Source organism: Marinomonas sp. G8-14 (genome assembly GCF_055808935.1).
The window spans coordinates 2901180-2912500 of record NZ_CM147891.1; the positions used below are offsets into that span (position 1 = coordinate 2901180).

The following is an 11321-nucleotide window of genomic DNA, read 5'->3' on the forward strand; positions in this document are numbered from 1 at the left end:
GCTACTTTACTTTCTTCACCCTCTCCTCAGAACGCCTTTGCTCGTATGCCGAAAGTACATAGAAAATCAGCTTAATAAGGGATTCTGAGCAGGTGTAATTCAATTATACGGATTTTAAAAGTAATGTCTTGAGACCTTAGTATAAGATTGTAGATATATTCACATTTAAATGATCAAGATACCGCTCATTTAATTGACTTTAGCAGCAAGAAAAGCGATGTTAGCAACATTAATAAAAAACATGCTTCGATTTTGCTACTATATTTAAATAATAATATTCAGTATAAATATACTAAATTCTCTTATAGAGATGCTGGGGAGTATGACAATGAAAGCACAAGATATCATGGTAAAAAATGTCATCTGTGTCGAAATGGATGAACGCTTACCCAACATCAGAAAAATCATGGAAACAAATGGTTTTCACCATATTCCTGTGACAGAGAAAGGCAAATTAGTCGGTATTATTTCTGACCGAGACCTGTTGCGCCTCATTAGCCCGTTTATTAACAAAGTCTCCGAACAACCAAGAGATTTAGACACCTTAAACCGTGCAGCCCATCAGGCAATGACTCGTCAGCCAATCACCGTTAAAGCAGACACATCCATAGAGGACATCATCGCTTGGTTTAAACGCGTGGATATTTCTTGTCTACCAGTCGTTGACGATGAACATAATGTGATTGGTATTATATCGTGGCGTGACCTTATCAATCACGCCACGTTTAAATCATAATGTTCTTCAGACTAATGAGTTTTGGCTTGGTCACCTAGAAAGTCGGCCAAGTCATTTTCTGAAAACTCGTACTTTTCAGCGCAAAATTGACAATCAACTTTCACACTACCTTGCTCTATTAGTAACTCGCGTATCTCTGCTGAACCTAAAGACATAACGGCTTCTAGAGTACGCTGACGAGAACACGAACAACCAAACTGCATTGCTTTAATATCATACAAGCGAACTTCTTCTTCGTGGTAGAGACGGTGCAGTAGTTCACTGGTTTCAAGGCCAAGCAATTCCTCTTCTTTCACCGTTGAAGCCAAATGTGTTAAACGATCCCAAGCATCTTCATCGCCTTCTTTTGCTTGCTCTTCTGGCAAGCGTTGTAAGAACAAGCCACCACACTGTGCACCATTCGCCGCTAACCACACTCGACTTGGCAACTGCTCAGACTGAGAAAAGTACTGTTCAAGGCATTCAGACAAGGTATCGCCAATGATCTCAACTATGCCCTGATAACGCTGCCCATTACGAGGCTGGATGGTAATGGCTAAATACCCCCCTTCAAGTACCTCTTTTAGAGAAATGCTCTCTGGCACCTCTTGGCTTTCGTCCCACTGAGCAATACCACGAAGATTTTGATGTTCGTCACACTCGGTCATCAGGGTAGATAAGAAACCATTACCTTTGGCTTGAATCGATAACACGCCATCTATTTTGACAATATCTCTCAGAAGCGCGATAGCAGCGACAAACTCTCCGAGAAGTTTTTCTAGCGATAATGGATATTCCTTACGTTTTATAATTTCTTGATAAGCGTCGTTGAGCAACACTCGTTCACCACGAACGTTACTATTATCGAAAGAAAAGCGCTGGATTTCATTGATGGTTACATTGTTCACAAAGCACACCTTTCCCAAGCCATAAGCCTGAGCAAAAAATTCAAATAAGTATTATCGTCATTTTACCCTTGAGACGCTCAATCATCCACTTTAAAACCGTCATTAACTGGGGATATGTACGGAGAATATTCACACTTGCTATTTCGTTTCATCAGGCAGCACTCTAAAATGTTATGCATTGCACTTTCTATTAGAAAGACGATGGAAACGATCAACATCACTTCTCATTAAGAGAGATAAGAGATAATCAGTTTTTATGATCCAATTTACGCAAGTTAGTTTACAGCGCGGCACTCAGTTTTTACTTGAAGAAGCCGACCTCACCATCTTTGAGGGTCAAAAAGTTGGCCTCATCGGTGCCAATGGCGCAGGCAAATCTTCTTTATTCGCCATGATAAAAGGCGAGCTACATGCAGACACTGGTGAAGTCATTTTACCAGGGCAACGACGCATTGCCTTCATGGCTCAGGAAGTAGAAGAAACACAACGCAGTGCCTTGGATTATTGTCTCGATGGTGATGACAAACTAAGAGAGATCGAAAAAAATATCATTGAGGCGCAAGCTAATGGTGACGATCACGCTCACGCAGTTTGGTTAGGAGAATATGAAAACGCTCATGGCTATACCGCACAATCGCGCGGCGAGACACTTCTACAAGGTTTAGGCTTTAAAATGACAGACATGAAAAGACCCGTGTCTGATTTTTCCGGTGGCTGGAAAATTCGTCTTAACCTCGCCAAAGCCCTGATGTGTCCTTCTGATGTATTGCTACTGGATGAGCCAACCAACCACTTGGATTTAGACGCGGTAATGTGGCTGGAAAACTGGCTACGCCAGTACCCAGGAACCTTACTACTCATCTCTCATGATCGCGATTTCCTAGATGGCATCTGTAGTCATATTGTTCACCTGTATCAAAAACAACTGGTTTTGTACAAAGGCAACTACTCGGATTACGAGCGCCAACGTGCTGAACACTTAGCACAACAACAAGCTAACTATGAAAAACAACAAGAAAAACGAGCTCCACCTACAACAATACGTAGATCGCTTTCGCTTCAAAGCAGACAAAGCAAAGCAAGCACAAAGTCGCTTAAAAATGCTCGAAAAAATGGAAATCATTGGCCCTGCTCATATCGATTCACAATTTGAGTTCACGATTCCCGTAGCTGAAAAAACGTCACAATTATTGGTCAATTTATCTCAAGCAGACTTGGGCTATATCTCTGCATCTGGCGTGAAAACGGTGCAACTCGGCAACACCAATTTCGCACTTAGAGATGGTCAACGCATTGGCCTACTTGGCCCTAACGGTGCAGGCAAATCGACACTCATAAAATCCATCGTTGGTGAAATCAGCATTCTAGCAGGTGATCGTATCCTAGGAGAAAACCTGAAAATTGGTTATTTCTCTCAGCATCAACTTAGCGCACTTGATCTCGAAGCCTCACCATTACTGCATATTCAACGACTCACTCCGAAAGTGCTTGAAAGTGATATTCGACGCTATCTAGGCGGCTTTGGATTTACCGGCGACGATGCGCTTCGTGCTGTAAAAGGCTTTTCAGGCGGTGAAAAAGCACGCTTAGCCTTATCTTTAATTTCTTGGACAAAACCTAATTTGTTAGTACTCGATGAGCCAACCAACCATTTGGACATCGAAATGCGCCAAGCATTAACGGAAGCCTTGCAAGAATTTCCAGGCTCCATTTTATTGGTATCCCACGATAGACATTTGCTAAACAGTACCGTCGACGAATTTTACCTTGTTGCTGACAACAAAATACAAGCCTTTGATGGCGATCTTCCAACTTATCATGCATGGTTACAAGCGAGACAAGCTGACGCTGCGCAGCTTGAAAGAAATGAATTAGCTGGCGATAAAATAGACCGAGTTGATCGCAAAGAAGAGCGTCGTAAAGCCGCAGAAATGCGTGAAAAATTACGCCCCCTTCGCAAGCAAATAGAAAAGTACGAAAAAGCGATTCAAACAGCTCAAGAGCATCTCGATCGTATTGCGGCAGCGATGGCCGACTCCAGTCTCTATGAAACCGAGCAAAGAAGCAAATTACAAAGCTTGTTGAGTGATGAGGCGAAATGGAAAAAAGCCCAAGCCGAAAGTGAAGAAGCTTGGTTCGAAGCACAAGAAGAGCTTGAACAAGCCGAAGCGCAATTAGTGTAAACACTAACCGCAAACAAACGAGCATAAACAAAGACAAAATGCTAAAAATCCGTAAAGCTTTGCCTCAATACAAAGCTTTTCACCTACGACTGTCTTAATATTGTAACAATACTAAAGTACATTTATTGAGAGCGAAAAGGAGAGATATTGGATGACATTTCCATACACTCGTATGCGTCGCATGCGTAAAAATGATTTTTCTCGTCGCCTGATGCGTGAGCATCGCCTTACAGCGGACGATTTAATCTACCCAATGTTTATTCTTGAAGGCAAGAATGTGCGAGAAGCCATTCCTTCTATGCCAAATATTGAGCGCCTTTCTATCGACTTACTATTAGAAGAAGCCAAAGAACTTGTCGAATTAGGCATCCCTACCATTGCACTCTTTCCCGTCATTGACAGTGATAAAAAATCTTTGCTCGCCGAAGAGTCATACAACCCAAATGGCTTAGTCCAACGAGCGGTTCGCGCTTTGAAAGAAGCTTTTCCAGAGCTAGGTGTGCTTACTGACGTTGCTTTGGATCCTTACACCACTCATGGACAAGATGGCATTATTGATGATTCTGGCTACGTATTAAATGACATCACCGTCGATACATTAGTCAAACAAGCCCTTTCGCACGCCAAAGCAGGTGCCGACATAGTGGCGCCATCCGACATGATGGACGGACGTATTGGTGAAATTCGCGATGAACTAGAAGCGGAAGGCTTTGTTAATACCTTGATCATGGCGTACGCTGCTAAATACGCTTCGGCTTACTACGGTCCATTCCGTGACGCAATTGGCTCCAGTGGTAACCTTGGCAAAGGCAACAAATTCACTTACCAAATTGACCCCGCTAACTCGAACGAAGCGATCCGTGAAGTGATGCTTGACATAGAAGAAGGCGCAGATATGGTCATGGTAAAACCCGGCATGCCTTATTTAGATATCGTACGCCGAGTAAAAACAGAACTTGAAGTACCCACCTTTGCTTACCAAGTAAGTGGTGAGTACGCCATGCACATGGCCGCCTTTCAAAATGGCTGGCTAGATAAAAATACAGTAATGATGGAATCACTCCTTGCATTCAAACGCGCAGGTGCTGATGGAATCCTGACTTACTTTGCGAAAGATGCAGCACGCCTACTGAAAACCAAAAGCTAATAACTTTTAACAGAATAAATACATAGAATCGGTGACCAGCAGGCTGCGTTGGTGTAATTTGTTATCATATGCCTACATACTGTAGGCAAAGGAACATTGATACCAACAACACAATAAAACGGTATTTAGAGAGAATCAAAGCGCATGTCTGAGCAGTCGGTGAACGAGATAGATAAAAAAGATCCCATTCCAACTCCACCTTTAGAATTGGATGCAGAACTTGTTTTAGAAGCCCATTCCGGAACAACCACAAGATCCAACTAAAGCCTCAATCGAAGAGCGCTTACCTGAAGAGATCGATCTTGCGGATCCTGAGCTCTATTTCAACCGTGAATTGAGTCATTTACAATTTAACGCCCGTGTTCTTGAACAAGCCATGGACGAAAATCATCCAATCTTAAATAGATTGATGTTTCTATGTATCTTCAGCTCGAACATGGACGAATTTTTCGAAATTCGTGTAGCAGGTCTTAAAAGCCAATTAGAATATAGCCGTGAAAAAAACGGCCCTGATGGCATGCACCCGAAAAAAGTACTGTCTTTGATTAGCGAACATGCTCACAAACTAGTACGCCGTCAGTACCGTATTCTCAACGATATTATTTTTCCTAAACTGGCTAATGAGAACGTTAAGTTTATTCGCCGTAGCGTCTGGAATGAAAAACAAGCTGCTTGGGTAAAACGTTATTTCCGCGATAATGTGTTACCTATCATTAGCCCAATTGGGCTTGATCCAGCACACCCTTTCCCAAGACTCGCAAACAAAACCTTTAACTTTGTTGTGGAACTTGAAGGCCGTGATGCTTTTGGCCGTGAAAATGGACTTGCTATTGTCCCAGCACCTAGCTCGTTACCTCGTTTAGTAAAACTGCCAGATGACGTTTGTGAAGGCGGTGATAACCTTGTCTTTCTTTCATCGATTATTCACGCCCATGCTGATCAACTATTCCCTGGCATGACGGTAAAAGGCTGCTTCCAATTCCGCCTTACCCGTAACGCCGATCTAGAAGTAGACTCCGATGACATTGGTGTCGATCTAGCTGGTGCCTTACGAACAGAATTACAAAGTCGTCATTACGGTAGTTCAGTTCGATTAGAAATCGCTGAAAACTGCCCTCTGCACATTGTCGACTCATTGCTTAAGCAGTTTGAGCTAGAGCAACAAGATTTATATCGAATAGATGGGCCGGTAAATCTTAGCCGACTCATGGCCGTGCTAGAACTGGTTGATAGACCAGATCTAATGTACCCTCCTTTTTCACCAGGCTTGCCTAGAAAATTGGCCAGCTCAGGGGGATTATTCGAGGCCATTCGTCAACGCGACTATCTATTGATGCACCCGTTTGAAAGTTTTTCGCCCGTTATCGACTTACTAAGCGAAGCCGCGAAAGACCCAAGTGTTGTTGCTATCCGTCAGACACTATATAGAACCGGCTCTCGTTCACCTATTGCCAATGCATTGGTTGAAGCCGCACGAAATGGCAAAGAAGTAACAGTTGTCATTGAGTTAAGAGCTCGTTTCGATGAGGCTGAGAACTTAGCCTTAGCAAGTCGTCTACAAGACGCTGGTGCCATTGTTGTTTACGGCGTTGTTCGACATAAAACCCATGCAAAAATGATTCTAATCGTTCGTAGAGAGGGGGCAGAACTAACTCGCTATGTTCATCTAGGCACAGGCAACTATCACGCAGGAAATGCAAGACTCTATACTGACTACAGCTTTATGACGTCGGATAAAGAAATAGGCGATGACGTACATCGTGTTTTCCAGCAGCTCACCGGAATGAGTAAAGAGCTAAAGGTGAAGAAGCTACTACACGCTCCTTTTACTCTGAGAGATCGTTTACTTGATATGATCAATCGCGAGGCAGAAAACGCTTTAAAAGGCGAGCCGTCTCGAATCATTATCAAGGTGAACTCTTTGACTGAACAAAAACTTATTCAGTCATTATACAAAGCATCTCAAGCTGGAGTGAAAATTGACCTAATAGTCCGAGGCATTTGCACCTTGCGGCCAGGTATAAAGGGCATATCCTCTAATATTCGAGTACGAAGCATTATAGGTCGATTTCTCGAACATACACGCGTCTATTACTTCTTCAACGACCGCAATCCACAAGTGTATCTGTCCAGCGCAGATGGCATGGATAGAAACTTGAATAACCGTATTGAGGTCGCCTTCCCATTACAGGATTACAAGCAGACCCGTCGTGTTAAGAAAGAATTAGAATACTATCTAGCAGACAATACACAAAGCTGGATTCTGCAAAGTGATGGCTCTTACCAGCTATCTAAACCAAGAAAAGGTGAATACCGTAGTGCTCAACGGGCCTTGCTAAGTGAATTAGCGGACAACACACGATAAAAAACCTGAACTATACACAAAGCCCAGCAACAAGCTGGGCTTTTTTGTGCATAAAAATAACGCTTATCCCCAGAGTAGAGCCAAGCTGTAAGTCTTCAGGCCGTCAAAAAAGCTCGCGACAACACATCACGTCTTGTCGGGCTAAAGCCACGACCTACAAAAACCAATCACATGTAGGTAGGTCTTTAGGCCGTCAAAAAAGCTCGCGACAACACATCACGTCTTGTCGGGCTAAAGCCTTAAGGATCCCCACATTTATTTCTAGCACTTGGTTTCCAATAGAAGAAGGTCTAACGCCTCAAATAACATTTTTTCTGTTATTTCATAACGGGAGGTTTTCAGGATCCTTTTGGCTAAATAGCAATAAGACAATACTCGCCTCGTTGTTATCGTATTTGATTGGAAATGACGATGATAACCTTGCATCTCAGCCGCTTTCCCAATGACATAAAGGCACCATTGAGCAAGTAAGGCAATTAACAGAAGGGTTTGTAATCGCTCAATAGATTGGCTTCGGCTACGTTTTAGTCCTAGCCCATAATATTCGTTCTTCGTGTCTCGGAATGCTTCTTCGATGGTCATTCTGCGCTTATAAATATTGACTAGAGCAAGAGGAGGAAACTCGCCTTTTGGCAAGTTACTGACTAGAAACCAAGGCTCTCTGTTTGCTTTAGAGCACTTCTTATAATTGTTACAGTTTGGTCTTTTAACGGGTTTGCTTTTTTCTTTGTAGGGCGTGGACTTTTATACAAAACACCACGACAAGGCCATTGTTGTTGTTTTGATAGACGCAAGCCGGACAACTCCATTGGTTTTGTGGTGGCTTGATGATGATAACCGTCAACGAGAGTCCATTGTGGTCGTTTATCCGTTTGGCATTTTACCGTTCCACGTGTACGTGCAAGCCAATACCAATCTAATTGCTCTATTGCTTTGAACCACGGAACCTTAAATCCTGCGTCCGTGCAGATAATAGGGGTACAGTCAGAGGGAAGTATTTGCTTTAAATTATTTAAGAAGTCGACATGTCTTTTATGATTATTCATAGCTCCTTCAGGGTGTACTTCTTCATATAAAGTGAAAGCTCTTCCCTGAAAGGCCACTGAGGCGCGCAGTAAAACAAAGCTAAAATCATAAACACTTGACCAATCAACAATGATGGGCAAGAACTCTTGTGAAGAAAAGTGAGAGGCAAGGGTCTTATAAAATTGATTTCGGCATTGGTGTAATTGGATGTTTCCTAACAGTCGATCAACTCGTTTAATGCAATATTTTTCAATGACGTTAGCGTCTTCTCCTAGTTTTCTACCAATTGCCGTTAGGCTTAATCTGGCGCCTTCTTTAACGGAGGATACTGCATCTGATAAAGCTGTATAGGTTCGCTTATCAATGGAGATTGAATTGTCAGGAAGTAAACTTGATAATAACAATGTGATGCCCCTTGTCTGGCTTATTTTTTGGCGAAAATAGTTTAACCAACAAGTGGGCATCACTCTATATTTGTGGGGATCCTTAAGGCTAAAGCCACGACCTACAAAAGCTGTAGATCCGCCTTTAGGCCGTCAAAAGCGAAGCGAATACCAAGGTGATGCACCTCGGCCCCTTTCCTTGAGACGAAAAAAAGCCCTGACAGCGTTAGCTATCAGGGCCTTCTTAATATAAAGCTTGATGATGCTTATCCCTCACATGCGAGTCTTTGATAAAGAGCCCCACACGCACGTGGCAAGGATCATGTTACGTCCCTGAAACGAAAAAACCCCACCCTACTGAGTAGGATGGGGTTTCTCTTAATATAAAGCTTGACGACGACCTACTCTCACATGGGATCTCCCACACTACCATCGGCGATGGCGCTTTTCACTTCTGAGTTCGGGATGGGATCAGGTGGTTCAACGCCTCTATGATCGTCAAGCAATTCGTTTTGCGTTTTGTTCTGGCTGGGCGTTTTGTGGCCTCACCAAAACACGCGAATACGTGCTTGGATCTTTAACAATTCATTTTGAAATAGTGATAACCAAGTATCAAACCGATGCTCATCATTGCTGATGCTTTATCGTAATCTGTGTCTGTGATTGTAGCGTTTCCGCTTTAAAAACCACTTTGGTGTTATATGGTCAAGCCTCACGAGCAATTAGTATTGGTTAGCTCAATGCCTCACAGCACTTACACACCCAACCTATCAACGTCCTAGTCTCGAACGGCTCTTTAGGGAACTTATGTTCCAGTGAGATCTTATCTTAAGGGAGGCTTCCCGCTTAGATGCTTTCAGCGGTTATCCCGTCCGAACATAGCTACCCGGCAATGCCACTGGCGTGACAACCGGAACACCAGAGGTTCGTCCACTCCGGTCCTCTCGTACTAGGAGCAGCTCCTCTCAAATCTCAAACGTCCACGGCAGATAGGGACCGAACTGTCTCACGACGTTCTAAACCCAGCTCGCGTACCACTTTAAATGGCGAACAGCCATACCCTTGGGACCGGCTTCAGCCCCAGGATGTGATGAGCCGACATCGAGGTGCCAAACACCGCCGTCGATGTGAACTCTTGGGCGGTATCAGCCTGTTATCCCCGGAGTACCTTTTATCCGTTGAGCGATGGCCCTTCCATACAGAACCACCGGATCACTAAGACCTACTTTCGTACCTGCTCGACGTGTCTGTCTCGCAGTTAAGCGTGCTTTTGCCTTTACACTCTATGCATGATTTCCGACCATGCTGAGCACACCTTCGTGCTCCTCCGTTACTCTTTGGGAGGAGACCGCCCCAGTCAAACTACCCACCACACAGTGTCCTCGATCCGGATTACGGACCTGAGTTAGAACCTCAAACATACCAGGGTGGTATTTCAAGAGTGGCTCCACGGTAACTGGCGTCACCGCTTCAAAGCCTCCCACCTATCCTACACAAGTAGGTTCAAAGTTCACTGTGAAGCTATAGTAAAGGTTCACGGGGTCTTTCCGTCTAGCCGCGGATACACAGCATCTTCACTGCGATTTCAATTTCACTGAGTCTCGGGTGGAGACAGTGTGGCCATCGTTACGCCATTCGTGCAGGTCGGAACTTACCCGACAAGGAATTTCGCTACCTTAGGACCGTTATAGTTACGGCCGCCGTTTACTTGGGCTTCGATCAAGAGCTTCGCTTGCGCTAACCCCATCAATTAACCTTCAAGCACCGGGCAGGCGTCACACCCTATACGTCCACTTTCGTGTTTGCAGAGTGCTGTGTTTTTAATAAACAGTCGCAGCCACCTGGTATCTTCGACCGACTAGTGCTTACGGAGCAAGTCCTTCACACCGGCCGGCGTACCTTCTCCCGAAGTTACGGTACCATTTTGCCTAGTTCCTTCACCCGAGTTCTCTCAAGCGCCTTGGTATTCTCTACCTGACCACCTGTGTCGGTTTGGGGTACGGTTCCTGCATATCTGAAGCTTAGAAGTTTTTCCTGGAAGCATGGCATCAACCACTTCGCCCAAAAGAGGCTTCGTCATCAGTTCTCGGTCTTAAAAGGTACCGGATTTGCCTAAGCCCTAAACCTACCGCCTTAAACACAGACAACCATCGCTGTGCTGGCCTAGCCTTCTCCGTCTCTCCATCGCAATATGCACGAGTACAGGAATATTAACCTGTTTCCCATCGACTACGCATTTCTGCCTCGCCTTAGGGGCCGACTCACCCTGCCCTGATTAACATGGGACAGGAAACCTTGGTCTTCCGGCGGGGGAGTTTTTCACTCCCCTTATCGTTACTCATGTCAACATTCGCACTTCTGATACCTCCAGCCTGCCTTACAGCTTGACCTTCAACGGCTTACAGAACGCTCCTCTACCATGCCTAGTAAACTAAGCATCCGTAGCTTCGGTGTACAGTTTTAGCCCCGTTATATCTTCCGCGCAGGCCGACTCGACTAGTGAGCTATTACGCTTTCTTTAAAGGATGGCTGCTTCTAAGCCAACCTCCTAGCTGTCTAAGCCTTCCCACATCGTTTCCCACTTAACTGTAACT

Annotated in this window: 6 protein-coding genes, 2 rRNA genes and 1 pseudogene (1 of these 9 only partly in view); 4 read left to right on the top strand and 5 right to left on the bottom strand. The window is 44.4% G+C overall.

What is annotated here, in order from left to right; genetic code table 11:
• Positions 1 to 328: 328 nt before the first annotated feature.
• Positions 329 to 736 (top strand): CBS domain-containing protein, encoded by a 408-nt coding sequence (locus AC0L6V_RS14905; RefSeq protein WP_265217963.1) that lies wholly within the window; start codon positions 329 to 331, stop codon positions 734 to 736.
• 11 nt (positions 737 to 747) lie between these two features.
• On the opposite strand, the gene hslO is transcribed toward AC0L6V_RS14905, so the two are convergent.
• A complete protein-coding gene (hslO, locus tag AC0L6V_RS14910; RefSeq protein WP_265217964.1) occupies positions 748 to 1623 on the bottom strand; it encodes an Hsp33 family molecular chaperone HslO in 876 nt (291 codons plus the stop codon).
• A 256-nt stretch (positions 1624 to 1879) separates the two neighbouring features.
• Here hslO and AC0L6V_RS14915 point away from each other — a divergent pair.
• The 3 genes and pseudogenes from AC0L6V_RS14915 (at position 1880) to ppk1 (ending at position 7318) form a co-directional block, all read left to right on the top strand.
• A pseudogene (locus tag AC0L6V_RS14915) lies at positions 1880 to 3806 on the top strand (ABC-F family ATP-binding cassette domain-containing protein).
• A gap of 151 nt (positions 3807 to 3957) precedes the next feature.
• A complete protein-coding gene (hemB, locus tag AC0L6V_RS14920) occupies positions 3958 to 4953 on the top strand; it encodes a porphobilinogen synthase (RefSeq protein WP_265217965.1) in 996 nt (331 codons plus the stop codon).
• Positions 4954 to 5188: 235 nt separating this feature from the next.
• Complete coding sequence (ppk1, locus tag AC0L6V_RS14925) at positions 5189 to 7318, top strand: polyphosphate kinase 1 (RefSeq protein WP_418139095.1); 2130 nt, start codon at positions 5189 to 5191, stop codon at positions 7316 to 7318.
• Positions 7319 to 7579: 261 nt separating this feature from the next.
• On the opposite strand, the gene AC0L6V_RS14930 is transcribed toward ppk1, so the two are convergent.
• The 4 genes from AC0L6V_RS14930 to AC0L6V_RS14945 all read right to left on the bottom strand — a co-directional run.
• The gene (locus AC0L6V_RS14930) at positions 7580 to 7954 is read right to left on the bottom strand and encodes a transposase (RefSeq protein ID WP_188322931.1); all 375 of its coding nucleotides are present in this window, start codon (positions 7952 to 7954) and stop codon (positions 7580 to 7582) included.
• Between the two features lie 8 nt (positions 7955 to 7962).
• Complete coding sequence (locus AC0L6V_RS14935; RefSeq protein WP_409419169.1) at positions 7963 to 8748, bottom strand: IS4 family transposase; 786 nt, start codon at positions 8746 to 8748, stop codon at positions 7963 to 7965.
• A 367-nt stretch (positions 8749 to 9115) separates the two neighbouring features.
• Positions 9116 to 9230, bottom strand: a 5S ribosomal RNA gene (gene rrf / locus AC0L6V_RS14940).
• Positions 9231 to 9428: 198 nt separating this feature from the next.
• Positions 9429 to 11321 (bottom strand): 23S ribosomal RNA (locus AC0L6V_RS14945); it runs 997 nt beyond the window's last position.